At 63.3% G+C, this 26,048-nt stretch carries 29 protein-coding genes and 1 pseudogene; 14 read left to right on the top strand and 16 right to left on the bottom strand.

Annotated elements, in window-relative coordinates; translation table 11 throughout:
• Positions 1-156: 156 nt before the first annotated feature.
• Complete coding sequence (locus IC761_RS13865; protein WP_195803784.1) at positions 157-783, top strand: transglutaminase-like cysteine peptidase; 627 nt, start codon at positions 157-159, stop codon at positions 781-783.
• A gap of 297 nt (positions 784-1,080) precedes the next feature.
• A complete protein-coding gene (locus IC761_RS13860; RefSeq protein WP_195803783.1) occupies positions 1,081-1,845 on the top strand; it encodes a class I SAM-dependent methyltransferase in 765 nt (254 codons plus the stop codon).
• A 27-nt stretch (positions 1,846-1,872) separates the two neighbouring features.
• Here the strand turns inward: IC761_RS13860 and IC761_RS13855 are convergent, their stop codons facing one another.
• The 4 genes from IC761_RS13855 to IC761_RS13840 all read right to left on the bottom strand — a co-directional run bounded on the left by IC761_RS13855 (position 1,873) and on the right by IC761_RS13840 (position 5,927).
• On the bottom strand, positions 1,873-3,213 hold the full coding sequence (locus IC761_RS13855) for a metal-dependent hydrolase family protein (protein WP_195803782.1): 1,341 nt from the start codon (positions 3,211-3,213) through the stop codon (positions 1,873-1,875).
• A gap of 17 nt (positions 3,214-3,230) precedes the next feature.
• Entirely contained in the window at positions 3,231-3,794 is a 564-nt protein-coding gene (locus tag IC761_RS13850; RefSeq protein WP_195803781.1) for an HdeD family acid-resistance protein, read from the bottom strand.
• Complete coding sequence (locus IC761_RS13845) at positions 3,791-5,452, bottom strand: MFS transporter (protein ID WP_195803780.1); 1,662 nt, start codon at positions 5,450-5,452, stop codon at positions 3,791-3,793. The genes IC761_RS13850 and IC761_RS13845 overlap by 4 nt, the downstream gene beginning before the upstream one ends.
• 67 nt (positions 5,453-5,519) lie before the next feature.
• Entirely contained in the window at positions 5,520-5,927 is a 408-nt protein-coding gene (locus tag IC761_RS13840) for a glutaminase (protein ID WP_368367105.1), read from the bottom strand.
• Positions 5,928-6,299: 372 nt separating this feature from the next.
• Here IC761_RS13840 and IC761_RS13835 point away from each other — a divergent pair, with 372 nt between their 5' ends.
• Complete coding sequence (locus tag IC761_RS13835; RefSeq protein ID WP_195803779.1) at positions 6,300-6,509, top strand: hypothetical protein; 210 nt, start codon at positions 6,300-6,302, stop codon at positions 6,507-6,509.
• Between the two features lie 18 nt (positions 6,510-6,527).
• On the opposite strand, the gene IC761_RS13830 is transcribed toward IC761_RS13835, so the two are convergent.
• A complete protein-coding gene (locus IC761_RS13830) occupies positions 6,528-7,235 on the bottom strand; it encodes a GntR family transcriptional regulator (protein WP_195803778.1) in 708 nt (235 codons plus the stop codon).
• A gap of 254 nt (positions 7,236-7,489) precedes the next feature.
• Between IC761_RS13830 and IC761_RS13825 the strand changes: the two genes are divergently transcribed.
• The 7 genes from IC761_RS13825 to IC761_RS13795 all read left to right on the top strand — a co-directional run bounded on the left by IC761_RS13825 (position 7,490) and on the right by IC761_RS13795 (position 13,441).
• Complete coding sequence (locus IC761_RS13825) at positions 7,490-8,476, top strand: ABC transporter ATP-binding protein (protein WP_195803777.1); 987 nt, start codon at positions 7,490-7,492, stop codon at positions 8,474-8,476.
• A gap of 41 nt (positions 8,477-8,517) precedes the next feature.
• Positions 8,518-9,807, top strand: coding sequence for an ABC transporter substrate-binding protein (locus tag IC761_RS13820; protein WP_195803776.1), 1,290 nt, complete (start codon positions 8,518-8,520; stop codon positions 9,805-9,807).
• Positions 9,807-10,766: an ABC transporter permease gene (locus IC761_RS13815; protein ID WP_195804643.1), complete on the top strand. Its 960-nt coding sequence runs from the start codon at positions 9,807-9,809 to the stop codon at positions 10,764-10,766. Before IC761_RS13820 ends, IC761_RS13815 begins: the two co-directional genes overlap by 1 nt.
• Positions 10,767-10,769: 3 nt before the next feature.
• Positions 10,770-11,648 (top strand): ABC transporter permease, encoded by an 879-nt coding sequence (locus IC761_RS13810; protein WP_025037151.1) that lies wholly within the window; start codon positions 10,770-10,772, stop codon positions 11,646-11,648.
• A 21-nt stretch (positions 11,649-11,669) separates the two neighbouring features.
• The gene (locus IC761_RS13805; RefSeq protein ID WP_195803775.1) at positions 11,670-12,401 is read left to right on the top strand and encodes an aspartate/glutamate racemase family protein; all 732 of its coding nucleotides are present in this window, start codon (positions 11,670-11,672) and stop codon (positions 12,399-12,401) included.
• A gap of 114 nt (positions 12,402-12,515) precedes the next feature.
• Positions 12,516-12,707, top strand: a complete 192-nt coding sequence (locus tag IC761_RS13800) for a hypothetical protein (RefSeq protein ID WP_195803774.1) — start codon at positions 12,516-12,518, stop codon at positions 12,705-12,707.
• A 245-nt stretch (positions 12,708-12,952) separates the two neighbouring features.
• Positions 12,953-13,441 carry a hypothetical protein gene (locus tag IC761_RS13795; RefSeq protein ID WP_195803773.1) on the top strand — a complete coding sequence of 163 codons (489 nt, stop codon included), beginning with the start codon at positions 12,953-12,955 and terminating at the stop codon, positions 13,439-13,441.
• 186 nt (positions 13,442-13,627) lie between these two features.
• On the opposite strand, the gene IC761_RS13790 is transcribed toward IC761_RS13795, so the two are convergent.
• Together IC761_RS13790 and IC761_RS13785 are read right to left on the bottom strand one after the other, a co-directional pair.
• A complete protein-coding gene (locus IC761_RS13790) occupies positions 13,628-13,969 on the bottom strand; it encodes a hypothetical protein (protein ID WP_195803772.1) in 342 nt (113 codons plus the stop codon).
• 103 nt (positions 13,970-14,072) lie between these two features.
• Positions 14,073-14,381 (bottom strand): hypothetical protein, encoded by a 309-nt coding sequence (locus tag IC761_RS13785; RefSeq protein ID WP_195803771.1) that lies wholly within the window; start codon positions 14,379-14,381, stop codon positions 14,073-14,075.
• 96 nt (positions 14,382-14,477) lie between these two features.
• On the opposite strand from IC761_RS13785, the gene IC761_RS13780 reads away from it, so the two are divergent.
• Positions 14,478-14,705 (top strand): hypothetical protein, encoded by a 228-nt coding sequence (locus tag IC761_RS13780; protein ID WP_195803770.1) that lies wholly within the window; start codon positions 14,478-14,480, stop codon positions 14,703-14,705.
• Between the two features lie 8 nt (positions 14,706-14,713).
• On the opposite strand, the gene IC761_RS13775 is transcribed toward IC761_RS13780, so the two are convergent.
• The 3 genes from IC761_RS13775 to IC761_RS13765 form a co-directional block, all read right to left on the bottom strand.
• The gene (locus IC761_RS13775; protein ID WP_195803769.1) at positions 14,714-16,411 is read right to left on the bottom strand and encodes a PAS-domain containing protein; all 1,698 of its coding nucleotides are present in this window, start codon (positions 16,409-16,411) and stop codon (positions 14,714-14,716) included.
• Between the two features lie 111 nt (positions 16,412-16,522).
• On the bottom strand, positions 16,523-17,053 hold the full coding sequence (locus tag IC761_RS13770) for a gamma carbonic anhydrase family protein (protein WP_195803768.1): 531 nt from the start codon (positions 17,051-17,053) through the stop codon (positions 16,523-16,525).
• 75 nt (positions 17,054-17,128) lie between these two features.
• Positions 17,129-17,458 (bottom strand): DUF6949 family protein, encoded by a 330-nt coding sequence (locus tag IC761_RS13765; RefSeq protein ID WP_195803767.1) that lies wholly within the window; start codon positions 17,456-17,458, stop codon positions 17,129-17,131.
• A 220-nt stretch (positions 17,459-17,678) separates the two neighbouring features.
• On the opposite strand from IC761_RS13765, the gene IC761_RS13760 reads away from it, so the two are divergent.
• Positions 17,679-18,377 carry a hypothetical protein gene (locus IC761_RS13760; protein ID WP_195803766.1) on the top strand — a complete coding sequence of 233 codons (699 nt, stop codon included), beginning with the start codon at positions 17,679-17,681 and terminating at the stop codon, positions 18,375-18,377.
• Positions 18,378-18,865: 488 nt separating this feature from the next.
• Here IC761_RS13760 and IC761_RS13755 read toward each other — a convergent pair whose 3' ends face one another.
• Entirely contained in the window at positions 18,866-19,084 is a 219-nt protein-coding gene (locus tag IC761_RS13755) for a DUF3126 family protein (RefSeq protein ID WP_007602550.1), read from the bottom strand.
• A gap of 221 nt (positions 19,085-19,305) precedes the next feature.
• Positions 19,306-20,130 (bottom strand): serine O-acetyltransferase, encoded by an 825-nt coding sequence (cysE, locus tag IC761_RS13750; protein WP_195803765.1) that lies wholly within the window; start codon positions 20,128-20,130, stop codon positions 19,306-19,308.
• Between the two features lie 275 nt (positions 20,131-20,405).
• Here cysE and IC761_RS13745 point away from each other — a divergent pair, with 275 nt between their 5' ends.
• Entirely contained in the window at positions 20,406-21,764 is a 1,359-nt protein-coding gene (locus IC761_RS13745; RefSeq protein WP_195803764.1) for a hypothetical protein, read from the top strand.
• A gap of 82 nt (positions 21,765-21,846) precedes the next feature.
• Here IC761_RS13745 and IC761_RS13740 read toward each other — a convergent pair.
• The 4 genes and pseudogenes from IC761_RS13740 to IC761_RS13725 form a co-directional block, all read right to left on the bottom strand.
• A pseudogene (locus tag IC761_RS13740) lies at positions 21,847-22,625 on the bottom strand (alpha/beta fold hydrolase).
• 75 nt (positions 22,626-22,700) lie between these two features.
• Positions 22,701-23,303 carry a hypothetical protein gene (locus tag IC761_RS13735; protein WP_246791510.1) on the bottom strand — a complete coding sequence of 201 codons (603 nt, stop codon included), beginning with the start codon at positions 23,301-23,303 and terminating at the stop codon, positions 22,701-22,703.
• A 104-nt stretch (positions 23,304-23,407) separates the two neighbouring features.
• Positions 23,408-23,902, bottom strand: a complete 495-nt coding sequence (locus IC761_RS13730) for a DUF302 domain-containing protein (RefSeq protein WP_195804642.1) — start codon at positions 23,900-23,902, stop codon at positions 23,408-23,410.
• 138 nt (positions 23,903-24,040) lie between these two features.
• Positions 24,041-24,811, bottom strand: a complete 771-nt coding sequence (locus IC761_RS13725) for an alpha/beta fold hydrolase (protein WP_195803763.1) — start codon at positions 24,809-24,811, stop codon at positions 24,041-24,043.
• Positions 24,812-25,023: 212 nt separating this feature from the next.
• Here IC761_RS13725 and IC761_RS13720 point away from each other — a divergent pair, with 212 nt between their 5' ends.
• Positions 25,024-25,986, top strand: coding sequence for an AraC family transcriptional regulator (locus IC761_RS13720; protein ID WP_195803762.1), 963 nt, complete (start codon positions 25,024-25,026; stop codon positions 25,984-25,986).
• Positions 25,987-26,048: the final 62 nt, after the last annotated feature.

Genomic DNA, 26,048 nt, shown 5'->3' with positions numbered 1-26,048 from the left:
ATTGCAGTATTATCGAATTTTATTTGAATTCTACTCAAGTATAGATCGAATTCGCCGCTCCTTTTACTTGTATTCGTCTCGACTTGACTTGGCTGGCTTAGCGGCAACTCAAAAGCTCGGTGCGCACTGTGGTCCCAACAAGAAACGGGGGCCACGATGTTCGACTTCAGGGGACAGGGGAAAGGGCTGGCGATCGCCGCCATGCTCTTCGGGATCAGCGCGGCAGCGCAGGCCGGCGAAAGCCGTCTGCTCTACGCGAGCCTCGGTGACACCACGCGTGCGCCGATCGGCTGGGTCGAGTTTTGCGCAGAGAATACCGCTCAATGTCAGGGCGGGCCGACGCAGCCGCGCGACATCGTGATGTCGCAGACCGCGTGGCGCGACCTGACCAAGGTCAATCGCTGGGTCAACGAGACCATCAAGCCTTTGACCGACCAGGACCACTGGGGCGTGATCGAGAAATGGTCGCTGCCGACCGACGGTTACGGCGACTGCGAAGACTACGTGCTGTTGAAGCGCAAGATGCTGATGGATGCCGGTTGGCCGCGTGAGGCCCTGCTCATCACCGTGGTGCGTGACAAGAAGAATGAAGGGCACGCGGTGCTGACGGTGAAGACCGACAAGGGCGAGTTCGTTCTCGACAATCAGAACGAGAGCGTCGTCGCCTGGACGGAGACCGGCTACCGCTTCGTCAAGCGCCAGTCGCAGGCCGATCCCAACGTCTGGGTTTCGCTCGGCGATACCAAGCCGGCGGTCTCCACCGCCAGCGCCAGAGATCAGTAGGAACAAGACAACGAGTTACGCGACCCGGTCACATCCCCACCCCTCCCCGTCCCAGACCGGTTCGCGCGCGCCCAGCCATCCCCCAATGGCTGGGCGCAACTTTTTCAGCACAACGCATCATCGAAGCTTCTGACATCGCCAGCACCTGAAGCCAAAGCTCGCGCAGAATGACCTCGATTGGCGTGCTTGCCTCCGCCCTCGAAGCAACCATTGCTGACGCCGCAACAATAGCTCACCTTAGGGTCTTTACGCGGGACGGTCGTAGGAGCTATAGGACCTACCGTTGGAAGGTGTCCTATGGAGCGATCGCCTAGAGATTGTTGCGCCCTCTGCGGCAACAAAGGGTTCTCACCCAGGCTCGAGATCACGCGATACGGCGAGGATTTTTCAATCGTTCGGTGTATCCGATGCGGGCATATTTTTGTTGCCGATCCGCCAAGCGACACGGCCAATCATATAGACATCAACAAGATCGATTGGGCATTCCGCCCACGCCATCACCAAATTAGGCGACTGATCCTGTCCCGTCTCAAGCCGGGAAGCAGGGTGATTGAGATCGGATGTGGACGCGGCGAGGTCGGCTATCTTCTGAAGAACGACCCTTTGACCTACCAGGGCTATGAGCCGGCGCGCGGCCTGTCCGATTTCGGTATCCGCGAGGGAGTTCCGATCATCCAGGAGCTATATCAGGGCGACGATGAAGCGGATGCGATCGTGATCGACAATGTGCTCGAGCACGTTGCCGAACCGCGCCAAATGGTCGAGCTAGCGGCGAGGTCATTGAAGCCCGGCGGCATGATTATCGTCATCACTCCGAATGTTTATGATGTGCGCGGCATTTTTCCGCAGTTCCGGAAGCGACATTTGTGGGTGCCGCCTGACCACATCAACTATTTTTCGGCGCGCGATATCGATTTCATATTCGCGGCGGCAAAATTGCCCCGTCCGCAGCGGTTCCGGTTCTTTCCGCTTGGTCTGGAAGATTATCGTTTTTTTCCGCGCGCACTCGCTGAGACGATCGGCCTGTCGATCTTCGGCCACAACGTCTACGCTATTGGCTAGGAGCCTCCGACGCGTCGCCCGCCTTTGTCAGCGCGTCAGGATGTTCTTGTAGACCTTGCCGCCCTTCATGATCACCACAAAATTCTTCGCGGGATCCTCGACGAGGGCGATGTTGTCGAGCGGGTTGCCGTCGACCAGCAGGAGATCGGCGAGCGCGCCCTCTTCGACCACGCCGAGCCTGCCGGGATAGGGATTGCGCGGGCCCGACAGGCTGAGCAGTTCTGCATTGGTCGACGTCGCCATGGTCAGCGCTTCGGCCGGCGTGTACCAGCGCGTCAGCGCGGCCAGCATCGCGCCCTGTTTCTCCGCCAGCGCCTGCGAGAACAGGACATCGGTCCCGAACGCGGTCTTGATGTGGTATTTCTTTGCCAGCGCATAGACGCGGTCGGTGCCGGCAACGACCTGGCGCATCTTGTCCTGCTCCGACGGCCCGAGCGCGGCGGCGCCGGACAGGTCCAGGAACGGCTGCGTGCTGAGCCAGATCCCCTTCTCCGCGATCAGCTTCGCGCTCGCCTCGTCCATGAGGTGACCGTGCTCGATGCATCTGACGCCGGCTGCGATCGAGCGCTGGATCGCAACCGGCGTATAGGCGTGCGTGGCGACGTAGGTCCCCCAATTGTCCGCGGCCTCGACCGCGGCGCGCAGTTCGGGCTCGGTGAAAGTGGAGACGTCGAGCGGGCTGAAGGGCGACGCCACGCCGCCCCCCGCGGTGAGCTTGACCTGGGAAGCGCCCTGCATCAACTGCTCGCGCGCGCGCACGCGAACTTCGTCTGGACTGTCGGCGACCATGCTGCCGCCGATCCGCTCCATGCGGCTGAGCATGCCGCCAATGGTTCGCGGCAGATCGGAGAGCTGGCGGAAGTCGCCATGGCCGCCGGTGATGGTGATGATGGCACCGGACGGATAGATGCGCGGTCCGGCGACGAGATCCTCGTCGATGGCCTGCTTGAGGCCGAAGCTCGGCCCGCCCATGTCGCGCACCGTGGTGAAGCCGCGCATCAGCGTCGCTGTCGCCTCGCTGGCGGCAAGCAGGTTATTGTAGCCGATATCGCCTGCAAGCGCCGCCATCGGCGTCGGGCGCACCAGCATCGCGTGCCAATGCGCGTCGATCAGTCCCGGCATCAGCACGCGGCCGCCGCCGTCGATCACCTGGCCGGTGGCGGTGATATCCGCGGTCGAGATCTTCTCGATCTTTCCAGCCCTGACGAGGACATTGGACGCGGCCGAGAGCGTGCCGTTCTTTCCGTCGAAGATCTTGACGTTGCGGAACAGAACAGCGGTGTCCTGCTGGGCCGGCGCGGGCAGCGCGCTGCAAAAGATCGCCGCAAGCAGCACCGCGAGGCCGGCCGTCGTCCTCAACCCCCACATGTTCGTTCTCCGCGGCGCTACGCTGTTGCGGCCACGGGCCGCCAGGCAAAGGTAAGCCAGCCGATGCCGTGCGACAACAAATCGATTCCGAGGAGAAGTCCCAGCACCCAGAGCCCGGTCATTGGAAAGCCGGTGAGGATGATGAGACCGGCGAGCACGCCGAACAGGCCGGACGCCAGCATGATCCCGCCACCCTGTTGCCAGCGGCCGATGCCGATCAGTAGGCGCACCACGCCGGAGATGAGAAGCGCGAGGCCCAGCACATAGGTCAGCAATAGCGCGCCAGTCAGCGGCTGGCTGACGAGAATGATGCCAAAGGCGATGTAGAGGATGCCGAGCACCACCTGCCAGACGAGGCCACCCCAGCCCTTGGTCCAGAACGCGTGAAAGATTTCGAAGACGCCGGTGGCGATCGCCATCCAGCCGATGAAGAGCGCGCTGACCACGGTGAAGAACGCGACGTCGCCCAACACCATCAGCCCGGTGAACACCATGAACAGACCGAGCAGGACGCAGACCCAGCGGGACGGTTGCGGCAGGCCCGTTGCGCCCATCGGCGCGCTGTGATCGTAAGTCGTCATGACATCCTCCCTTCGTTAACGCCAAGGCCAGCGGACTCATCGCTCGGGATCTCGCCCGGCAGATAGTTCGGCAGCCGGCCCGCCGGGATGATCGCGACCAGCGCGAGACCCGCCATGATCAGAAGTCCGATCTTCAGTGCTCGCAGCCGCGCTTCGGTGTTCACGCGAACGGCTTCCGCGACCTGCTCCGGTGTTCCGCTGGTGCGTTCCAGCACGCCGCGCAGGCGATCGTTGCTGACGAACGTGATGTTGCCGAGATCGACCTGGGCTTGAAGCTCCGGCGTCAGCACGGGGCTCGCCGTGATCTTGCCGAGCGCGATGGTCGAGAGCAGGCCGACCAGCAGCGCCCCGGCCACGGCGGTTCCGAGCGCAGCGGCGAGGTTTTGCGTGGTGCCGCGCAAGGATCCGACATCGCCGGCGAGCGCTTTCGGCGACGCCGTCACGAGGACGTTGAACAGCAGCGTCACCAGCGAGCCCTGGCCGATCCCGAACAGGACGAGCCCGAATAGCACGGGAACCTCGCTCCAGTCGTTGCGGACCACGAAAGCGAGCCAGACCAGCGCGACGGTGCAAAGCGCAAAACCGTAACGGCCGATCTGGCGCGGCGTCAGCCGCTCGTAGACATTCACGATCAGCATCGCCGAGAAGAAGACCGTGAGGTTGAACGGCATCATCGCGATCGCGGTCGCGATCGGCGAACGTCCCTGCACGATCTGGATGTAGAGCGGCACGGTGAAGTTCAGCGCGGCTTCCAGCGCCACCACCGCAAACAACGCAAACACCGCGCAGCGTTCTTCCGGCGAATCGATCACCTCGAGCGCCAAGAGCGGCGTGCTGCCCGCGGCCTGACGCCGGTGCGTCCACATCAGGAAGCCCTGACCCAGCACGATGCCGAGGACAATCATGATCGGCGCGGGCGACATGCCGAGCAGATCGAACGGCGCGTTGGAGCTCGCAACCGCGACACCCCAGCCGTCCAGATTGTTGAAGCCGAAGCTGATGAGGATGATCGCGCTTGCCGCCAGCGCCACGCCGACCAGGTCGATCTGCACGTTCGGCCGGCCACGATCCGGCTTCAGGCGGAAGCTCATCAGGAAGACGATGGCGGAGGCGGCGATCAGGATGCCGAACGCCGGCCGCCAGCCGATATAGGTGCCGAGCACACCGCCGATGACGAAGGCAAGCACGCCGGCGGCCGCACGCGCCGAGCCGAGCGCGCCAAGCGCCGTTGCCTGCTGGCGGCCGGCATAGTTCTCGGCGATCAGCGCGACGAGCGACGGCACAATCACCGAACCTGCGGCGCCGCACAGCGCCTGCGCCGAGATCATGACCGTCGCCGTCGGGCTGAACGTCATCATCAGCTGCGAGATGAAGAACAGCACGACCGCGCCGCGGAACACCTGCAAGGCGCCAAAGCGCTGGGCGAGCTTGGCGCCGAGCATCACGAAACCCGCGACCAGCATCGAATACGCGACGATCCCCGTCGCGACCGTGGTCGGCGCCACGCCGAAGCTCGTGACCATGCCGCCCATCGCGACGGGAAGCGAGGCCACGTTGAACGACATGATCATCTGGCCGAGCGCGATCGAAATCATGGGGATCCACGACACACGCTCTTCCTGTTGGATGCCGCCGATCGAGATTATCTGTGTGGCCATGGCGTCCTCCGGCTTGATCGGCGCTGCGATCGGTCGGGCCCGCGAGCCCACCGATCCCTTTGCGCATTCATTGTTCCGGTTGCGATACGAACAGATCCATCCCCAGCCAGTGCGATAGGAGTTTTGCCGCGAGCTGTCCCCGCACGCTGTTGCCGGCCGCGTCGAGCGGCGGCGCGAAGGTGCCAAAACCGCCCTTGCCCGGCGACACCGCGACGATGCCGCCATCGATCCCGCTCTTTCCGGGCAGGCCGATGTCGTAGAGCCAGTCGCCGGAGGTCTCGTAGAGCCCGGCGGTGATCATGACCGCGAGCGCATAATGGCAGACCGAGGCGTCGACCACGCAGCGCGACAATCCGTCATGGATGACGCTCCACCGCGCCGCAGCCGTGGCGCCCGGCGCGAGGCTGGTCGTCGCGATATGGCCGATCGAGACATACGCCGGCTCCCGCTCTTCGACGACCGAACGCGACGCCATTGCACCACTCCGCGGAACGGATTCGGCTGTTGCGAGCGCCGCTCCAGAAATCACCGCGCGATGGCAGTTGATGCCCATGGTCAAGTGAAGTCAATTTACAACTATAGGGCGATTATGCAGTCCAGCCATACGACTCCATGAGAGATGAAGCGACGGCGCGTCAAAATAGAAATTTCCGGCAAGTGCGTAAGCGTGACTGTCGCGCTTGTGTCGAACTCTAATCAAAAGACGGCTATCGAATGCCGCATACATCAACGCAAGATTGCAACTCGCACTGGCAGGCGTACGATCGCGCGGTCTGCGCGATAGGAGATGGATGGGGCGAGAGGCGGGCTTTGAAGACAGACCGCGCAGCAAGTGACGAGGCGTAACATGGTGGCACAGACGAATGACGGACATGTCCTGCTGGTCAAAAAACTCGGCGGACTCTTCGCGATCATCATCGGATGCCTGCTGACCGCGGTCGGCGTGACCTTCGAATCCGGCGACACGACTTTCGTCGGCGTTCTCTTCCTGATCCTTGGCGCCGGCCTGCTGGCGCTGAAGATCGTCAGGCGTAACGAAGGGTCTTCGCTGCGATAGCCGACCGATGCGGCTCGCTCACACGCCAAGCACGTCCGCGAGCCGCAGCTCGTCGGCAGCGGGATCCTTGAGGAACAGCTCGGCCTCGATCTCGTCCAGATGCGACAGCATCTGCGCGCGCGCGGCTTGCTTGTCGCGCTTGCGGATCGCGGTAACGATGCCGGCGTGATGATCGGTGCCGCAGGCCGGCGTATCGTGACGGCGGTAGAGCAGAATGATCAGCGAAGAGCGCGCGATCAGCTCCTTCAGGAAGCCGAGATAGATGCTGTGGCCGCTCATCTCGGCGATCAGCCGGTGAAATTCGCCGGAGAGCCGGACCGATGCCCGCGCGTCGCCGCGCAATTCCGCCTCGCGCTCCTCGGCGAGATGTTGCTGGAGGCGATCGAGCCAGGCTGGCGAGACCGCCTCACAGGCGTGGTCGACGATGCTGGGCTCGATCAGGCGGCGCGCCTCGAACACCTCGCGGGCATCGGCCGGCGTGGGGCGCGCAACGAACGCACCGCGATTCTTCTCGATGTTGACGATGCCCTCATGCGCGAGCTGCTGGAGCGCGGTGCGGACCAGCGTACGGCTCGCGCCATAGATCTCGCCGATCTCGTCCTCGCCGAGCTTCGTACCCGGCAACAAGCGATGCTCGAGGATTGCGGCGGTGACACCCTCCCGAATCCGGCTAACGCGATCGCTCACGTCTGGCCCTTCGGATTTCGCTCGGGTTTTGGCAGCCATGGTTTGAGGGCTCGGTCGGCGGCGTTCGCCCTCGAATGGTAGTCGACGAGCTGTATCCAATCACAGGCGAAACTTTATACAATCCGCGCCCATTTTGTGTGCATATTATTGCCAACCCCGCGAGCCGCGCCGCTACGCCGGATTCGATCTAACGATCTGACTCCGCTGCACAGTTTTGGAATTCGGCAATCCCCGGGCGGTTGGCACGGACCTTGCGGAGAAAGCCGGAGCAACGCCCTTCCCTCGGACACGCCATGGCCACTCCCGCCGCTCTCGAACTGGTCGCCGTCACCAAGCGCTACGACACGACGCTGGCGGTCGACACCGTCAATTTGAAGATCCCGGCCGGCACCTATTGCTGCCTGCTCGGCCCCTCCGGCTGCGGCAAAACCTCGACCTTGCGCATGATCGCCGGCCACGAGGCGGTCAGCGAGGGCGACATCATCCTCGGCGCGCAGAACGTCACCGACCTCGAGCCGGCCAAGCGCGGCACGGCGATGATGTTCCAGTCCTATGCGCTGTTTCCGCATCTCAGCGTGCTCGACAATGTCGCGTTTGCCCTGAAAATGCGCGGCGTCGATCGCGCCGTCAGGCACAGGCGCGCCGGCGAACTTTTGGAGCTGGTGGCGATGAGCCCCTATGCGGCCCGGCTTCCGGCGCAGCTCTCCGGCGGCCAGCAACAGCGCGTCGCGCTCGCCCGCGCGCTCATTACCGAGCCGCAGATCCTTTTGCTCGACGAGCCGCTGTCCGCGCTCGATCCGTTCCTGCGGGTGAGGATGCGCGGCGAGCTGAAGCGGCTCCAGCGCGAGCTCGGCATCAGCTTCATCCAGGTCACCCACGGCCAGGAAGAGGCGATGGCGCTTGCCGACCACATCGTGGTGATGAACCACGGCAAGATCGAGCAGCAGGGCAGTGCCCGCGACATCTTCCACCATCCTCGCACCGAATTCGTGGCCCGCTTCATCGGCGGCCACAACGTCCTCAGCGACGCCGGCAACCTCATCGCCGTGCGCGCCGATCAGCTCGGCATCCTGCCGTTCGTTGACGGCGCATTCGGCGCGCCGGCGCTGCTGACCCAGACCGAGTACCAGGGCTCCTATGTCGCCGTCTCGCTCACGCTCGAGGACGGCACCGCCCTGTTCTCCCACGTTCCCGAGTCGACGTTCGACGTCCACCCGTTCCGGCCGGGCGATCGCGTGCTGGCCACCTGGGATCCCGCCAAGGCGCAGCGCCTGCAATAACGCCTTCATCTAGAAAATGCGCAACACAGAGGAGTGACGACATGACCGAGACGACCAGGAAGACCGGCGTCAGCCGCCGCACGCTACTTAAGAGCACCGCGGGTCTTGCGGGCCTTGCCGCCGGCTCCGGCGCCATCACCGGCTTCCCCTATGTGATGTCGGCCGAGCCGAAGGTGCTGCGCTATCTCGGCACCGCCGTGAACGAGGGCGACGACATCTCGAAGCAGTGCCTGAAGGACACCGGCATCAAGATCGAATACATCACCGCGACCACCGACGACGTCACCAAACGCGTGATGACCCAGCCGAACTCCTTCGACGTGCTGGACACCGAATATTTCTCGCTGAAGAAGTTGGTGCCGTCGGGCAACATCCTTGCCCTCGATTCCAAGAAGATCAAGGAATTCGACAACATCACGCCGGTCTTCACCAAGGGCGAGACCCCCGGCGGCAAGAAGATCGGCAACCAGGGCACCGCGCCCTGGAAGGTGCTCTATCTCGAAGGCAAGGATTCCAAGACCTTCTCCAAGACGCCGACCGAGTTCGTCACGCTGATCCCGACCGTCTACAACGCCGACACGCTCGGCATCCGTCCCGACCTGATCAAGCGACCGATCAGCACCTGGGCTGAGCTGCTCAATCCCGAGTTCAAGGGCAAGGCCTCGATCCTCAACATCCCCTCGATCGGCATCATGGACGCCGCGATGGTGGTGGAAGCCACCGGCAAGTACAAATATGCCGACAAGGGCAACATGACCAAGGAAGAGATCGATCTCACCATGAAGGTGATGACCGAGGCCAAGAAGGCCGGCCAGTTCCGCGCGTTCTGGAAGGATTTCAACGAGAGCGTCAACCTGATGGCTTCGGGTGAAACCGTGATCCAGTCGATGTGGTCGCCGGCGGTGACCAAGGTGCGCTCGATGGGCATCGCCTGCACCTTCCAGCCGCTGAAGGAAGGCTATCGCTCCTGGGCTTCCGGCTTCTGCGTCTCCAAGGGCGTGTCGGGCGCGAAGCTCGACTGGGCCTATGAGTTCGTCAACTGGTTCCTGTCCGGCTATGCCGGCGCCTATCTCAACCGCCAGGGCTACTACTCGGCCGTGCTCTCGACCGCGAAGGCCAACATGGAGCCCTACGAATGGGCCTACTGGATGGAAGGCAAGCCGGCCGAGAAGGACATCAAGGCGCCCGACGGCTCGCTGCTCGAGAAGGCCGGCGCGGTGCGTGACGGCGGCTCCTACGAGGACCGCATGGGCGGCGTCGCCTGCTGGAACGCCGTGATGGACGAGAACGACTACATGGTCCGCAAGTGGAACGAGTTCATCGCCGCGTGATGGATACGTCGGAAGACATCCTGCAACAGGCATCCCCGGACCTGGTCCGGGGATCGGAGACGGCGCGCCCCGCAAAGGCGGCGCGCCTGTCGCCCACCTTCATCTCCTGGCTCCAGGCCGGGCCGATGATGCTGGTGTTTCTCGCCTTCTTCCTGATTCCACTGGTGTTCGTCGTCATCGTCTCGTTCTGGGACTACAACGAATATCAATTGCTGCCGGCCTTCTCGGGCCGCGGCTACACCGACACGTTCGAAGGCTGCATCGCGCAGCTCCCCGATCTCTGCACCATCGCCAAGACCTATCTGAAGACGCTGAAATTCTGCTTGCTGGTCTGGGCCATCACGCTTTTCATCGGTTTCTGGGTCGCCTACTTCCTCGCCTTCCACATCAAGTCCAAGACCTGGCAGATGGGCCTGTCGCTGCTCTGCACGATCCCGTTCTGGACCTCCAACGTGATCCGTATGATCGCCTGGATCCCGCTGCTCGGGCGCAACGGCCTGGTCAACTCCGGCCTGATCAAGACGGGCCTGATCAACCAGCCGGTGGAATGGCTGCTGTTCTCCGAATTCTCCGTGGTGCTGGCGCTGGTGCACCTCTTCACCTTCTTCATGGTGGTGCCGATCTTCAATTCGATGGTGCGCATCGACAAGTCGCTGATCGAGGCCGCCTATGACGCCGGCGCGACCGGCTTCCAGACGCTGGTCAACGTCATCATTCCGCTCACCAAGCCCGGCATCGTGATCGGCTCGATCTTCGTCATCACCATCGTGATGGGCGACTTCATCACCATCGGCGTGATGGGCGGCCAGCAGATCGCGGCCGCCGGCAAGATCATCGAGACGCGGGTCAACGCGCTGCAATTCCCGGCCGCGGCCGCCAACGCCGTGATCCTGCTGGTCATCACCTTCATGATCATCACCATGATGTCGCGCATCGTCGACATCAAGAAGGAGCTGTAGGCGATGAAGGAGGGACGCCCGCGCTCGTTCTACGTGCTCGCGATCTTCTTCGCGGCCTATGTGCTGTTTCTCTACGGCCCGATGATCGCGATCTACGTGCTGTCGTTCCAGGGACCACAGGGCGGCCTCACCTTCCCGATGAACGGCGTGTCGACCTTCTGGATCGCAAAACTGTTCCAGGGCACCGGCATCGTCGATCTCGGCGCGGCCTTCCGCCGCTCTTTGCTGCTCGGAATCGTGGTGATGATCGTGACCGTCGTGCTATCGGTCGCCGCCGGCATGGCATTCCGCAGAAAGTTCAAGGCGCAAAGCATCCTGTTCTATTCGGCGATCGCAAGCCTGATCGTTCCCTCGATCATCACCTCGCTCGGCATCTCGCTCGAATTCCGCATCATCGACGATCTGATCAAAGCGCACTGGAACGAGAACTTTGAGACCTCGATGGGCCTGCTCACCTCCGGACTCGGCGCGCATCTGACCTGGACGCTGCCGTTCGGCCTGCTCATCATGTTCGCGATCTTCAACCGCTTCGACCCGCGGCTGGAGGAAGCCGCGCGCGATCTCGGCGCGACGCCGTGGCAGACCTTCCGCCACGTCGTGCTGCCGATCATCCTGCCCTCCGTGATCGGCATCGGCCTGTTCGGCTTCACGCTGTCCTGGGACGAGCTCGCGCGCTCCAGCCAGGCGATTGGCGCGGTGAATACGTTGCCGCTCGATCTCCAGGGTCTCACCACCACCGTGACGAACCCTGACATCTATGCGCTCGGCACCGTGATCTCGGCCGTCTCGTTCACGGTGATCACGCTTGCGCTCGGCACCATCCACGTGCTCAACAAGCGGCAGGCGGCCAAAGGCTCGGACGCCGGCAAAGGACTTGTCTGACAAGGGGCTTGTCTGACCGCAATGCGGCTGCACATTGTCAATCCCAACACCACCGTTACGATGACGACGAAGATCGCCGCCGCGGCGCGCAGCATTGCGCTGCCGGACACCGTGATCGACGCGCGGCAGCCGACCATGGGCCCGCCCTCGATCGAGGGGTTTTACGATGAAGCTTTTGCCGTGCCCGGTATGCTCGGCTGCATCCGCGAGGCCGATCGGGACGGCGCGGACGCCCATATCATCGCCTGCTTCGACGACACCGGTCTCGATGCCGCGCGCGCTGCGGCAAAGGCGCCGGTGATCGGCATTGGCGAAGCCGGCTTCCACATGGCGAGCCTGATCGCAACGCGCTTTGCCGTGGTCACGACGCTGAGCGTCTCGATCGTGCCGATCGAGCACAATCTGAAGAAGTACGGCCTCGCAGAGCGCTGCGCCCGCGTCCGCGCGGCCGAGGTCCCGGTGCTCGCGCTCGAGGAGCGCAATGCCGATGCGCTTGACAAGATCTCCGCCGAGATCACTGCCACGATCCGATATGACCATGCCGAAGCCATCGTGCTCGGCTGCGCCGGCATGGCCGATCTTGCGGCCGAGCTCGCCGGGCAGCATGGCCTGCCCGTGATCGACGGCGTCGCCGCCGCGGTGACGCTGGCCGAAGGGCTGGTGCGGCTCGGGCTCAAGACGTCCCGGCTCGGGCCCTATGCGGCGCCTCGATCGAAGACATATTCCGGGCCGTTCGCGCCGTTTCAGCCGTGAGCCCGGCCGACAGCCGGCCGCACGACGATCAATTTTTATGTTTCTGTCATAGAGCGCCCAAGTTTCGCCCGAACCCGTGCTAATAAGTCGCACCAGTACTTTTACGGGGCTTTCATGAAAAAGAACGATGTCACCTGTTCCGCGTGTGGGGCCGGCTTTCGGCGGCTTGAGCTGACGACGCCACCGGCGAACCAGGGCGAATACCGCTGTCCGGCCTGCGACGAGGTCGTCGAGACCTTCGACGGCAGCGCCTTCATCGCCTACCGCATGACGATCCAGCCTTCGATGAAGGCCGTACGCGCCTAGGCGGATTGCGGCATCCCGTTCAAACACCCCGCTCGCGCCGGATCCGGCGTGGGCGGGGTTTCTTTTTGGCCAAGCCAACCCCAAACGCCGAAGTCTTCGGCTGCGCTTTTTCGGCGAGTGGCCACCTTTTCGTCCCAATTGTTGCTGAACAGTAACACTTTCGGGACGTCCCGGCTGCCTTGTTCTGCGTGCTTGCGCTGCCGCTCTTCGCCACCCACCAAGTTTCAATTTGGGCTTTGTCAGCGATGATCGATCTCGCCGAGGACACACCGTCCAATCCGCTCCTTCGTCTTGGCGCCCAGCCGATCGCGCTGACGGCGGCGGCCCTCCTGCTGCTGATCGCCGGCGTCACCTCGATCGCGATCTGGCGCGCCTATACCGGCGCTACGCCGGAGACGGACCGGGTGGTTGCCTCGCGCCAGCTCCAGGCCCGCACCGCGCAGGCCTCCGAGCAGCTCGTCGAAAAGACCAAGGGGCTGGAGGCGACCCAGCAGGAATCGATCGACCAGCTCCAGGTCGTGCAGGACCAGCTTCAGACCATGAAGCGCCTCATGGCGGCGCAGCAGGCCGATACCAAGCGCCTGTCAGAACAGGTCACCACGCTCAACGAGTCCATCGAGAATTTGCGGCAGTCCTTCGCCAGCGCGAGGTCCACCGACACCGAGACGCCGTCGGTTACCCGGAGGAAACCGGGCCGCCAACACGCCAGCGCGCGCAAACGCTCGCGCGGCTGACCGGGCCGCGACGCCTGCCTTTTATTTTCGCCACTTGTGAACTGGATCACACTCGTCCGTATGATTCCGCGCCATGCTCGGGGTCACCGGATGGCGTAAGCCGATTTCAATATCCGGGGCTGGCAAGGTCGTTGACGGTATACTGCGTCAACGGCCTTGTTTTTTAGTGGCCTGGCCGGCTTACGCTCACTCGCAAACCTGAACGCGGCGGATACGCCAGCCCCATTGCGTCATGACGCGCTGCCGCACCAGGTAGCACTGCTGGCCGTAGCCGCCATCGTCATAGCCTGCGCCGTCATAATACGGATCGCCGTAACCATAGTACCCGCCGTAATAGCCCGCGCCCGCGATGCCGGCGCCGATCGCGACACCAGGCCAGAAGCCGCCGCCATGCCAGCCGTGACCCCAGCCGCCTCCGCCACCCCAATGGCCGCCTCCGCCGAAACCGCCCCGCGCCTGCGCCGCCTGGGGCGCTGCGAGACCGACTGCGGCAACGGCCAGCGCGGCCAAGATCAACTTGCGTAACATCACTCGTCCCTCCGCGTGGAAACGCTCCACGCACCAAAGCAAGAGCAAGCTAATGTCACTTCGCCGCTCATAACAGGCGCGCCGGCTCACTTCCGCGCGAGCGTCAGCAGCCGCGGCAGATGCTCTTCATCTTCTTGTCGAGCAGCCGGTTCTCGGCACTGACAGTGGCGTCGGCATCGCGGTTCGCGCCGGAGGCGGCGCCGGTCGTCACACCAGGCGCAGTATTTGCGCCGGACGATTGCGCTGTGCCGAGGCTGTTGGTGCCGGGGGCCGGCCCCGGGGAATTGGCGATGCCGGTGGTCGATCCGGCGGAGCCGCCTGCGCTTTGCGCAAACGCTGCGGCCGGCATCGCGGCGAGGCTGAAGATGATGATCAGGGTTCTGATTGAAACGGTTGCGGACGATCCGGCCATCGTGAATTCTCCTTTACCGGTCAACCGCCGCGATGAAGACCAGTTCCGGAACAAATCCCGTCACGTCCGCTTGAACGCAAGGAGACAGCAACGATCATGCGCAAACTGATCGCGTTCGACGAGGACACGTTCGACAAGCTGAAACAACTGGGCCGCGACAGGATGGCGACGTTTCAGGAGCTCGCGGATGAAGCCTTTGCCGACCTGCTGAAAAAGCACGGCATCCCCATCGATCTCAGGGATGCGTTGCGCAAGAGCGCAAGACTCGACAGCTCGGCAAACAAGGCCGTGCCGCGCCGCAAGGCCAAGACGACGAGACGGTGACCGAAGCGCTAGGCGGCTGCCACCATCTTCTCGGTCCGGTCCTCGACCATGGTCACGAACATGTGGGATTCTTCGCCGGCCCCGCCGACCTGGACCCGGCGGGCCGAGATGACGCGGCGTCCGCGCGTGGGATTGTCGATCGTGTCAATGATCGGTTCGAGCTGCTGCTTCTGCGTGAGAAGCTGCTGGTCGCGCCGCTCGATCAATTCGGCCGCCTCGGCGGAGAACAATTCCCGCGCTGTCTTGCCGATAATCTCGCCGCGCGACATGCCGATCATCTGCTCGGCCGCCTTGTTGACGAAAACGTAGCGATGGTTGCGCGCATCCTTGGCGATGATGCCTTCGGTGACGTTCTCGATGATGGTGGCGAGGAAGCGCTCCATCCGCTCGAGAATCCGCTCGCGCTGGCGCTGCTCTGTGACGTCCTCGTGCACCGATACCCAGCCGCCGCCGTCCATCGGACGCTCGTAGATCTTGATGGTGCGCCCGTCGTTCAATGCGACCTCGTTGGCCGCCGGCTCGCGCCTGGCGATCCGGTCGAGAACCGCAGCGACATATTTCGCGACGTCGCCGTTGAACAGCCCGCTCTTGACCCGGTGCTGAAGGATTTCCTCGAGGGTCGTCGATCCCGCCTGGATCGTCTCGGGCAGATTGTACATCCGCCGATAGTTGGCATTCATCGCGACCACATTGGCCTTGCCGTCGAGCATGACCAGGCCCTGCGGCATGCTGTTGATCGCCGCCGAGAGCTGCCACTTCTTGGCCTGGTATTTGTCGTTGAAATTGTCGCGCTCGGTCCTCGCCGCGTCGCGCGCCTGCGCGGTGCCGAGCTCGAGCTCTTCCAGCTCGAAGATGCGCGCGACGGCGTCGCGGAAGTGCTGCACGGCGCGCGCAAGGTGCCCGATCTCGTCGTGACGGCCGAGATGCGGCACCTGGCTCTTGACGTCGCCATCCGCGATCCGGTCGGTCGCCTGCGTGATCTCGGCGAGCGCGCCGACCACCGAGCTTCGCATCACGACGACGTTCAGGCCTGCGAGGACCAGCGCGACGAGCCCGAGCATGAACAGATAGGCTGCGGCGTAACGGTTCTCGTTCGCGAGCTCGTCAGCATTGCTGGCCCGCTGCCGATAGATCCGCTCGAGCGTCTCGAGATCGCTGTTGAGCTTGCTGCGCAGCGTCCGGTTGGCATCATTGTCGCCCCACTCGCGCGCCGCCGCCGGGCTGATCTCGAGCCCGCGCCGCACCAGCTCCTGGCGGAAGTCGATGAACTGCGCGATGCGCCGCCGGAACGTGGCAATCTGTTCCGCGTCATCGTCGCCGACGGTCCGCTCCATGCCCTTCACGGCCTCGGCGAGCTCGCGGTTGCGCCGCACCAGCCCATCGGCGAACTGCTTCATCGCGCCACGATCGCCGGACATGTAGATGCCGCGCGATTCCATCACGATGGCGTAGATCAGTGCGTTGATGCGGCCGACGTTGATCGCGGCCTCCGCAGAGGTCGCGTGCATGTGGCGATACGTCGTCTGCAATCGGACCGTCTGGACCGACATCACGAGCAGGAAGGTGGTGACGATCGCCAGAAAGCCGGCGATGCTGTACACCTTCTCCGCAACGCTCAGCGTGTCCGCGCCACGCGCGAACTGAACAAACTTCTTAAAGAGTTTGGTTCCGGCATTGAGCCCGGATCCCAGCGCCGCTGCGTCCATGGCGCCGCTCCTCCTGGTTGAAAACGCTCAACCATAGACGCAGTTGCGCTAGCGGGGACTTAACGTTTCAGGCGGTATTTTTACGGTACCGGCCGGCCGCCGGCACCTGCGTCAGCCGATCCGCTTCAGGCCTTTCTTGAAGCGCGGACCATTGGCGACATAGAACCTCGCCGCGCTGCCCATCTTCTGCACCTGGGCGTCGTCGAGCGCGCGGACCACGCGCGCGGGCGAGCCGATGATCAGCGAGCGTTCGGCAAACTCCTTGCCCTCGGTGATGACGGAGCCGGCGCCGACGATGCTGTTGCGGCCGATCCTGGCGCCGTTCATCACGATCGAGCCCATGCCGACGAGCGCATTCTCCTCGATCGTGCAGCCGTGCAGGATGACGTTGTGGCCGACGGTGCAGTTCTTGCCGATGACAAGCGGAAAGCCGAGATCGGTGTGGCAGGTCGAGCCGTCCTGCACGTTGGCGCCCTCGCCGATCTCGATCCATTCATTGTCGCCGCGCAGCACCGCGCCGAACCAGACGCTGGCACCCGGCTTCAGCCGCACCCGGCCAATCACGGTCGCGGTCTCCGCGATGAAGTAATTGCCGTCGGCGGGAAGATCGGGCGCCTGCCCGTCGAGCTCGTAGATTGCCATGGAGGTCTCCTCTCGCCTAGCCATAGCGAAACGGCGGCCCTGACGCAAAGGGCCGCGAAACCTCGACGGCGAATGTCAGGTGAGGACGCCGGCAGCGCGCAGCGTCATCAGGAAGAACGTGCCGCTCATCATGCTCCAGAAGCCGGCGATGACGGTCGCCATCATCACGAATTCGAAGCGGCGGCTTTCCACCCGCATGCCGCGCAGCGTGTTGCGCATGATGATGAAGGGCGCGGCGAACACCAGGAACGGCACGGCCGCAAACGTCTTGGGAGCCACGCCTTCCTGCAACAGCCCGAAGCCTGCGGGCCGTTGCGACCAGGCCTGGTATCCATTTGCGAGCGCGCCCGCGAGCGCGAAGCCGATGCAGATCGAGAAGAAAGTGTTGAGAGCTTCAGGTGTCATCGGAACAGTCCGCCCTTACGCAACGCCGGAGCCTTCCTGTGACAAATCGCGGCGGTTAACGCTACATTATCCTTAAGCGAAGGTTAACGGCGCCACCCGGCGCGCGCAGAGCCCTGTTCCGTTTCCGGTAGCCGGGAACCTTCCGCGACGTCGCCACCGCATGGCATATTCGCCGCTGATTCGTCGGCCATCGGCCGACCTCCGGACCATGCGCGTAGTCATGACGATGTTTTCGGCAGCCTCCCCCAGGACACACGCACGGGCGCATCTCGTCCCGATGGTGCTCGGCGGCGCAGCGACTGTCGGCGCGATCGGGCTGGTCGCCTATCTGCTGTGGCCGACCTGGGGCACGGGCGGCGCAGATGCACCCGACAAATTGCCGGTGAGCGTCGGCGGCACGCTGTTCAACGTGCCGACATCGGCGATCCGGATGAAGATCCAGCGGCACTCCGGCCCGCAGGAGCGCATCGACCTCGATTTCCTCTATCCCTCGCTGGAGACGCCGGGCACGCCGAAGCATGTCACGGCCGACGCGGTGGAGACGACGATGCAGCCGATCGACCGCATCTTCCTGTCGGTCGCGGCGCATCACGATGCGCTGGCACCCGAACAGCGAACGGCGACGATCTATCCGCGCTATCTCGACCCGGCCGCGACGACGCCGGACGACGGGCTGACGATACGGGCGTTCCGCAGGGACACGCCCTATGGCAGCGAGGATTTCTATTCAGCGGCAAGCCCGCCGCTGACCGCGCGCTGCACCCGCGATGGAGCCACGCCCGGCATGTGCCTGTCCGAGCGCCGCGTCGACGGCGCCGACCTCACCTTCCGCTTTCCGCGCAGCTGGCTGTCGCAATGGCGCGACGTCGCGGCGGCGATGGACCGGCTGACGGCGCAGCTGCGCGGGCCGAAGGGCTGAGCGAGCCTTCCGACAAAAAATGTCGAAAACAACCCCATGCACAGTAGCCAGGGTCGGCTACGATTCGTATTTTTCGAATTCGGCTTGATCCGTCGGGCAAAACAGGTGCATGATGTCACCATGGCGCGATCGGCTCGAACGATCCGTAGATACGCTGCGCGGGCGGAAGGGCTGATCGCCGTCATTGCGAGCGCCACGCCGCAATCCAGAATCCCTCAGCGGAAGAATTTCTGGATTGCTTCGCTTCGCTCGCAATGACGATGTGGAGAGAGCGCGCCTCGATCTTCGATGCGTTCCCCGGACGCAGCGCAGCGTCTCTTCGACGGTGCGCTGCTGAGCCGGGGCCCATGTTACAGATGCGCCGTGTGGCTCCTGGGTCCCGGCTCCGCACTGCAACGCTAAGGGCGTTGCAGCGCGTCCGGGACACGAGAGAGGACACCGCGCAGAACGAAGACTCCGCTTCGCTCGCCATGACGGCGTAGCAACGACTATTCCTGGTCGACGAGATCGTCCTCGAGGATCGCCATCTGGAACTGGAACGAGCGATCATCGTCCTCGTCGTCGACGAACAGCACGCCGATGAATTCCTCGCCGATATAGACTTCGGCGGAATCATCCTTCTTCGGCCGCGGCACGACGCGGATCTTGGGATTGCCGAATACGCGCTTCAGATACGCATCTAACTTTCTGACTTCTTTGACGTCCACGGCAAGTCTCCGATCGAAATTGGTCGGCGGGTTTTAAGGCGAGACGCGACGAACCGCCAGCATGAATTATCAAAGAATTTGGGGACGAAAAGGGCCGGAAAATCCGGCCCTTAGCTCACGCGCCTAGAGCCCCGTTCCGATGGAATCGGACCGGGGCTCTAGATTCTTGTTTCGACGCGTTTTCTTGACGCGAACCGGTATCCACTTCGCTCGAAAACGCTCTAGAGCCCCATGGCGTTGATCATCTGGTCCATGGTGCGCGACGGCTCGGCACAGCCGGCTTCCCCAACGATCTTGGCGGGGACGCCTGCGACCGTGACGTTGTGCGGCACCGGCTTCACCACGACCGAGCCTGCGGCGATGCGCGCGCAATGGCCGATCTCGATGTTGCCGAGGATCTTTGCGCCCGCGCCGATCAGCACGCCGTGGCGAATCTTCGGATGACGGTCCTCGTTCTCCTTGCCGGTGCCGCCGAGCGTGACGCCGTGCAGGATCGAGACGTCGTCCTCGATCACCGCGGTCTCGCCGCAGACGAAGCCGGTGGCGTGATCGAGGAAGATGCCGCGGCCGATGCGCGCGGCGGGATTGATGTCGGTCTGGAACACCGCAGACGCGCGGCTCTGGAGATAATAGGCGAAATCCTTGCGGCCCTTGAGCCAGAGCCAGTGCGCGAGGCGATGGGTCTGGATCGCGTGAAAGCCCTTGAAGTAGAGCAAGGGATCGATGAAGCGCGAGGTCGCGGGATCGCGGTCGTAGACGGCGACGAGATCGGCGCGGAAGACGTTGCCGAGATCGGGATCGTCGCGCAGCGCTTCGTCGTAGGTTTGGCGGACGAGATCGCCCGACAGCGCGGAATGATCGAGCCGGTCGGCGAGGCGGTGGATCACCGAATCCTCGAGACGGCTGTGATGCAGCACCATCGAATAGATGAAGGTCGCAAGCTCCGGCTCGCGATGGACGATGTCCTCCGCTTCGCCCCGGATCCGCTCCCAGATCGGATCGAGCGATGCGAGCTTTCCTCCCGGATTGACCTGATGCACTGCCATGGGATTTGCTCTTTCGAATTGGCTGATTTTGTTGGCTCTATAGCACAGTCTAAGCGACAAAGTCCTGACGGGCTTGCCTGAGAGTGAACAGTGCCCTGCCCCGCGAAAGCTTACCAACGCATTGAATCACAACACTTTATTGCGGCGCCCCAAGCGGCAAGGTTGGCTCAAAGTGGTCAGAGTTTCGCCAAATTCAAGCCGGCCAGCGTCAAACTATTGGTGAATTCCGCCTTGAGCGTTATTGCGGTCATGGTCTGGCGGGGACGGGAGAGGATTTGAGCATCACCACCGATATTCTGCGCGCCCGCGCCGCGGGGTCGTTCTGGCTGCGGCTCGCCGCGCTCGCCCTCCCCGTCCTGATGATCGCGCCGGCGTTCTGGAACGGCTATCCGCTGTTGCAATGGGATACCGGCGGCTATCTGGCGCGCTGGTACGAGGGCTACCTGGTGCCGAGCCGCTCCACCGTGTTCGGCCTCTATCTGCACTATGGCGAGGGTTTCGGGTTCTGGATCAACCTCGCGGTCCAGTCGCTGGCGACGCTGTGGCTGCTGCAGCTGACGCTGCGCGTGCTCGGCTTGATGCAGACGTTCCGCTTCGTCGCGATCAGCATGCTTCTGATGCTGTCGACGGCGTTGCCCTGGCTCGCGAGCATGCTGCTCACCGATATCTTTGCGGGACTGTCGGTGCTGTCGCTGTTTCTCCTGATCGTCGGCGGCAGCCGGATCTCGGGCGTCGAGAAAGTCTCGCTGTTCCTCTTCACCGCCTTTGCCGCCGCGACCCACAGCGCCACGCTCGGCGTGCTGTTCGGGCTCTGCGTCGCCGGCTGGATGATGCGACCGCTGCTCGGACGCCGCCTGCCGATCTCGGGACTTGCCCAGGCGAGCCTCACCATCGTCGCCGGCGGGTTGATGCTGATCTCGGCGAACCACGCGCTGTCGGGCAAATGGGCCTGGACGCCCGGCGGCACCGGCGTCGCCTTCGGCCGCATGATGCAGGACGGCATCGTCGCCCGCTTTCTCAACGACCACTGCCCGCGCGAAAAGTTCAAGCTCTGCCCCTACCGCAACGAGCTGCCGGCGACCGCCGACGAGTTCTTGTGGGGCCACAGCATGTTCAACACGCTCGGCCGCTTCGAGGGGCTCAACGACGAGATGGGCGCCATCGTCGTGCAATCGCTCGCCGAGTATCCGGCCTGGCAGGCCGGTGCGGCGCTGCGGGCGATGGGGCAGCAATTGCTGCATGTCGCGACCGGCGAAGGCGCCAGCGTCTGGATCCCGCACACCTACGGCATCATCGAGCGCTACATCCCGGCGCAGGTCGCGCCGATGCGCGCGGCGCGCCAGCAGAATTGGGGCCTCGATTTCGAATACGTCAACTGGCTGCACGTGCCCGTCGCGCTGGTCTCGATGTTCGGACTGCTCGCGCTGCTCGGGCATGCGCTGGCCAACCGAAGGCTCGACGATCTGACCTTGCTGGCCGCGACCGTCACGCTGGCCTTGCTCGGCAACGCCTTCATCTGCGGCGTGATCTCCGGCCCGCACGACCGCTACGGCGCCCGGATGGTGTGGGTTGCGACCTTCGTGGTGCTGATGGCGCTGGCGCGTGCGCTCGGCGACGCAAGCAAAACGCGATGAGATCGGGATGATGCGTCATCGCGCCTGGTTTCGCCCGAGCAGCGATCGCCTTTACCGAATAGGACCACGATACGCGCCTTCGTCAGGCTTGCTGTCCCGCCGCTCTCAGGATCAGCCGCGAGATTTCGTCGGGATGGGAGATCAGCGAGAGGTGACGGGCCTTCACCTCTATGGTCTTCGCGCCCATCCGCTTGGCCATGAAACGCTCGATGTCCGGATTGATGGTGCGGTCTTCGGTCGAAACCGCATAATAGCTGGGCTTGGATCGCCAGGCCGCGTTGGCGGTTTTGCCTGATAGCAGCGCCTTCTGGAACGGCTGCTGGACAGCGTAGAGCACTTTTGCTTTTGCGCTTGGCAGGTCGCTCGCGAAATCGCGCAAAAATGCCTCTTCGCTGAGACATCCTTCGTCGCCATCGAAGACAATACCGGCTGTCGCCGGCGGCGTCGGGTAGGTCTTGGCCAGAGCAGTGTAGTCCTCGCCTGCGTCCGGCGCACGCGCGGCCACATAGACCAGCGCGGAGACGTTCGGATGCACGCCAGCCTCGGTGACGATCATACCGGAGAAGGAACGACCCATCAGCACCGTCGGGCCATCCTGCCGCGCCAGCACACGTTCGGCCGAAGCCACCGCCTCGGGAAGCGTCGTCAGGGGGTTTTGTACGGCCGTGGCATTGAGCCCCGCCCCTTGCAATCGTGCGATCACCTCGGACCAGCACGAGCCGTCGGCGAACAAGCCGTGCACGAGCACGACGTTCGTCGCCCTCACTGGAGTTGAAGTTGCGGCCATGCCACGTGTGAGACCAGCGAAGCCGCCGCACCGGCCAGGACGGCGGCGGAGAAAGTGCGTCTGTCCATCATGATGTTATCTTTCCTTTGGGGTTGGATAGGGTGTCGGGTTCATGACGAAAGCGGCGGTGGCATGAGCACGACCAACCGTTAGTCGGCCGGCTGCGTAAAGACGGACCCAAGTGCGAGACGGTGAGTGCCGTACAACAATTGAGGCGTTCCGCGGCTGGCTCTTTGTGCCGGTGCCGGCGGCACCGGAAGAATGATTTCGGAAGCGACCTTCCAGTCCTTCCCGACGCGAAGCCAATTGATGATCATGAGAAACGGCCTGGCTGTTCCATCTTGCCCCGCATAAGAGACCGTGATGTTCATCGGCACATAGGACTCGGCGACGTCGCGCGTCAGGCCGACAACCCTGAGCTTCGAATAATCAGGCTCGAGTACGACCGGACCGGAGCTACCGATATCATGCAGCTTTTGATCAATCGCCTCGTTACCCCAAAAGCCGGCCCAGTTTCCCTCGGACGGGATCGCGCTCTTGGCCACCAACAGGGCCGAGGGCGATTGCCAGAACATGCCATGCAGAGCCTTGAAATCATGCTTGTTGGCGAATTCCATCAGCCTGCCGAACTTCGATTTGATTGCGCTGAGCGTCGCAGCATCCAGCGGCTCTGTGCTGACCGCGGGAGCAGTCTCGGCAGACACGGTGGTAAGAGCCACGGCAGTGAGGGTGACAAGAAGTGTCCTATACATGCTGGAATGTCCGTTCCAATGTCTCGCTCGCGTCATGACAACACTTGTTGCGTTCCGCGATTGGAGGTGTCCACGTCCATGAGCCGAAGTGTCGTCACGACGGTTCAGCGTGCACATTCGCTTAGCAGGGTTGTGACCTTCGCATCGAGGTTTCGAGCGACGGCAAGGGCTTCCGAGCTGCCATAATGCAGCAGATAGCTCTCCATCTTGTCATAAGAGACGTGCACGCCATCTGGACGCTCATCGATGAGCACTGTGACTGGGGCGTAGGATCCAGCATCGGGCACGTGCTTGACCATTTCTTTCATGATGAGTGGATTGCCGACCACAAGCCGTACGATCCTGGGTGTCCTGGATCCCGTTTCGCGACGCAGAATGTCGCCCAGGTCGAATTCCGCGAAGAGCATAAGGTCCGTTCGGCCAAGGCCGCTTTGTACGACGCGCTCCAGGTCCTGGAACGAATTCGTCGCCCTCGTCTGCTTGAAAAATTCGACCATGTCGGGTTGTCCGACTGCCGACTTGAACGCTGCCACGACAGCGTCGAATGGCTTCGAGCTCGTAAGGCCGAAACGCTCGACTTCGACTTTAGCGATTGTCATTGGTCCTCCGTAACAGCTGCGAGCTGTGCATCCTGGCGCGATGTCGAGTTGGGTCATGTCATTCTCCAGATGCCTGGCTTAAAATGGTCGAGCGGGAGCGTGCGCGCTCCCGGCGCCAAAGCGCCGGGAGCGGTACCGTCACTTCGCGAGGGCAGCTTTTTCGATCACCTCAGCGACCTGTTTGGCATGGACGACGAGCGAGGCATGGCTGCCGGCGACTTCCGTCGTCTGAGCGTGGATCCTGGCTGCGAACGACTTCTGGGCCTCGGGCGCGAGGACTTTGTCCTTCGTGCTGATGACGTAGAACGTCGGCCTGTCATGCCAGGCCGCAACGTCGACCGGGGCTTCGAACGCAACGTGGTTCAGCGGAAGCTGCGAGTTGGCCAGGTGCGCGGCGATCTCCGGAGGAAGGTCAGCCGCGACGGCTGACGGAAACACCTTTGGATCAATGTACAGATTACCCTTCGCATCGGGGTGGATCGCCTTGCCGCCTTCGGTCGGCGGACCGGCCTTTGCCAGCGACGCCAGGGATTCACCGACCTCCGGCGCAAAGGCGGACACATAAACCAGCGCCGAAACCTTGGGATCGTTGCCGGCTTGCGTGATCACCACGCCGCCCCATGAGTGGCCGACCAGGACGGTCCTGCCGTCTTGCTTCGCGAGCGCCTGTTTGGTCGCATCAACGTCGGCGGCGAGCGAAGTGAGTGGATTTTCGACGAGCGTGACGTTGTAGCCTTTTTTCGTGAGAATATCGGCAACCGGCTGCCAGCTCGTCTGATCCACAAAGGCGCCGTGCACGAGCACGATGTTGTGGGCTGCTCCCGTGGGCAGTTCGGCGGAATGGACGGCTCCGACCAATGTCGTTCCGGCCAGGAGGACGGTGGCGGCTGAGAGGAGAATATTTCGCATTGTTGTTCCTGTTGCATGTCGGACGAAAACAGTCCGGGGGAATGGACAGGCGTTTCCAGCAAGGTCGCGGTTCTTCCATCTGCCGTTGGCGAAATGGTTGCCGCACATCACGTCGGCCCGCCGTGGCATGACCTATTCCGCGGACCTCTCGGACGATAGGGACCGATCGTCCGGTTCTTGTGTCCGATCGTCCACCGGCCTAGTCTCGGTGCATGGATATACTCACCCAGGTGCTCGATCGGGTTCGTCTCGGCGGGACGCTGCTCTTTCACTTCGAGCTCGGCCATCCCTGGCATCTTGAGTTGCCGGCGCGCCCCTACGCCCTGTTTCACTATCTCAGCCAGGGTTCAGCGACCCTCGCGCTCGAACAGGGAGAGCAATTCCAGATGACCGGAGGCGATTTTGTCGTCCTGACGCGCGGTGAACCCCATGTGTTTTATTCGGATCGCCGGGCCAAGCCTTTGCGCATCGTTGATATCGAACGGGCGTCGCCACGCCTCGGATTCGTTCGTCACGGCAGCCGCGCAAAGCCGCTCTCGACCATGCTCTGCGGCAATTTCAGGGTGTCGCGACCGATGTTTGGCAGCGTGCTGGAGTTGCTTCCACCCGTGCTCTTGCTGAAGCCGACGGCGGACCGTGGTTGGCTTGAAGCCATCCTGCGCCGCATGATGAGCGAGTCCGCGCTCGAGCGTCCCGGCCAAGGCGTCGCGCTTTCACGACTGACGGAAGTGCTCTTCGTCGAGGTGCTGCGAAGCTGGATCGCATCTCTCAGTCCCGGCCAGGGCGGCTGGATCGGGGCCATTTCTGATCCCCATATCGGACCGGCGCTGAAGCTGATTCACGAAAGTCCGGAGCAGCTTTGGACGCTGAGCGACCTTGGCCGTCGCGTCGGGCTCGGCCGCTCGGCATTTTCGGCGCGCTTTACCAGGCTCGTCGGGCAGTCCATGCACCGTTATGTGATCGAACGCCGGATGGCGGAGGCGGCGTTCTTGCTGGAGACCAGCGACGAGCCGATCGCACGGATTGCCAGCCAGGTCGGCTACGAGACTGCGGCGGCGTTTTCGAAGTTGTTTCACCGGCACATTGGTCAGTCGCCCGGCCGTTACCGGGCTGCGCGACGCGCCGACGGAGGCAGTGCGCAGTTGGACGGACCGGAATTGCAAGTATCCGATTGACCTCGATAAGGCTGTGGCTTTGAGCTCAGTCTTATATGCGCCCTGAGCGGACCCGGTTCCTG

Source organism: Bradyrhizobium commune (assembly GCF_015624505.1).
In the GTDB taxonomy this organism is placed as follows: Bacteria; Pseudomonadota; Alphaproteobacteria; order Rhizobiales; family Xanthobacteraceae; genus Bradyrhizobium; species Bradyrhizobium commune.
This window is presented reverse-complemented; position numbering and strand designations above follow the sequence as displayed.

Excerpts from the sequence above, each read along its gene's own strand:
- IC761_RS13865 (WP_195803784.1), top strand. The coding sequence starts at position 157 with ATGTTCGACTTCAGGGGACAGGGGAAAGGGCTGGCGATCGCCGCCATG.
- IC761_RS13860 (WP_195803783.1), top strand. The coding sequence starts at position 1,081 with ATGGAGCGATCGCCTAGAGATTGTTGCGCCCTCTGCGGCAACAAAGGG.
- IC761_RS13855 (WP_195803782.1), bottom strand. The coding sequence starts at position 3,213 with ATGTGGGGGTTGAGGACGACGGCCGGCCTCGCGGTGCTGCTTGCGGCG.
- IC761_RS13850 (WP_195803781.1), bottom strand. The coding sequence starts at position 3,794 with ATGACGACTTACGATCACAGCGCGCCGATGGGCGCAACGGGCCTGCCG.
- IC761_RS13845 (WP_195803780.1), bottom strand. The coding sequence starts at position 5,452 with ATGGCCACACAGATAATCTCGATCGGCGGCATCCAACAGGAAGAGCGT.
- IC761_RS13840 (WP_368367105.1), bottom strand. The coding sequence starts at position 5,927 with ATGGCGTCGCGTTCGGTCGTCGAAGAGCGGGAGCCGGCGTATGTCTCG.
- IC761_RS13835 (WP_195803779.1), top strand. The coding sequence starts at position 6,300 with ATGGTGGCACAGACGAATGACGGACATGTCCTGCTGGTCAAAAAACTC.
- IC761_RS13830 (WP_195803778.1), bottom strand. The coding sequence starts at position 7,235 with ATGGCTGCCAAAACCCGAGCGAAATCCGAAGGGCCAGACGTGAGCGAT.
- IC761_RS13825 (WP_195803777.1), top strand. The coding sequence starts at position 7,490 with ATGGCCACTCCCGCCGCTCTCGAACTGGTCGCCGTCACCAAGCGCTAC.
- IC761_RS13820 (WP_195803776.1), top strand. The coding sequence starts at position 8,518 with ATGACCGAGACGACCAGGAAGACCGGCGTCAGCCGCCGCACGCTACTT.
- IC761_RS13815 (WP_195804643.1), top strand. The coding sequence starts at position 9,807 with ATGGATACGTCGGAAGACATCCTGCAACAGGCATCCCCGGACCTGGTC.
- IC761_RS13810 (WP_025037151.1), top strand. The coding sequence starts at position 10,770 with ATGAAGGAGGGACGCCCGCGCTCGTTCTACGTGCTCGCGATCTTCTTC.
- IC761_RS13805 (WP_195803775.1), top strand. The coding sequence starts at position 11,670 with ATGCGGCTGCACATTGTCAATCCCAACACCACCGTTACGATGACGACG.
- IC761_RS13800 (WP_195803774.1), top strand. The coding sequence starts at position 12,516 with ATGAAAAAGAACGATGTCACCTGTTCCGCGTGTGGGGCCGGCTTTCGG.
- IC761_RS13795 (WP_195803773.1), top strand. The coding sequence starts at position 12,953 with ATGATCGATCTCGCCGAGGACACACCGTCCAATCCGCTCCTTCGTCTT.
- IC761_RS13790 (WP_195803772.1), bottom strand. The coding sequence starts at position 13,969 with ATGTTACGCAAGTTGATCTTGGCCGCGCTGGCCGTTGCCGCAGTCGGT.
- IC761_RS13785 (WP_195803771.1), bottom strand. The coding sequence starts at position 14,381 with ATGGCCGGATCGTCCGCAACCGTTTCAATCAGAACCCTGATCATCATC.
- IC761_RS13780 (WP_195803770.1), top strand. The coding sequence starts at position 14,478 with ATGCGCAAACTGATCGCGTTCGACGAGGACACGTTCGACAAGCTGAAA.
- IC761_RS13775 (WP_195803769.1), bottom strand. The coding sequence starts at position 16,411 with ATGGACGCAGCGGCGCTGGGATCCGGGCTCAATGCCGGAACCAAACTC.
- IC761_RS13770 (WP_195803768.1), bottom strand. The coding sequence starts at position 17,053 with ATGGCAATCTACGAGCTCGACGGGCAGGCGCCCGATCTTCCCGCCGAC.
- IC761_RS13765 (WP_195803767.1), bottom strand. The coding sequence starts at position 17,458 with ATGACACCTGAAGCTCTCAACACTTTCTTCTCGATCTGCATCGGCTTC.
- IC761_RS13760 (WP_195803766.1), top strand. The coding sequence starts at position 17,679 with ATGACGATGTTTTCGGCAGCCTCCCCCAGGACACACGCACGGGCGCAT.
- cysE (WP_195803765.1), bottom strand. The coding sequence starts at position 20,130 with ATGGCAGTGCATCAGGTCAATCCGGGAGGAAAGCTCGCATCGCTCGAT.
- IC761_RS13735 (WP_246791510.1), bottom strand. The coding sequence starts at position 23,303 with ATGTATAGGACACTTCTTGTCACCCTCACTGCCGTGGCTCTTACCACC.
- IC761_RS13730 (WP_195804642.1), bottom strand. The coding sequence starts at position 23,902 with ATGACAATCGCTAAAGTCGAAGTCGAGCGTTTCGGCCTTACGAGCTCG.
- IC761_RS13725 (WP_195803763.1), bottom strand. The coding sequence starts at position 24,811 with ATGCGAAATATTCTCCTCTCAGCCGCCACCGTCCTCCTGGCCGGAACG.
- IC761_RS13720 (WP_195803762.1), top strand. The coding sequence starts at position 25,024 with ATGGATATACTCACCCAGGTGCTCGATCGGGTTCGTCTCGGCGGGACG.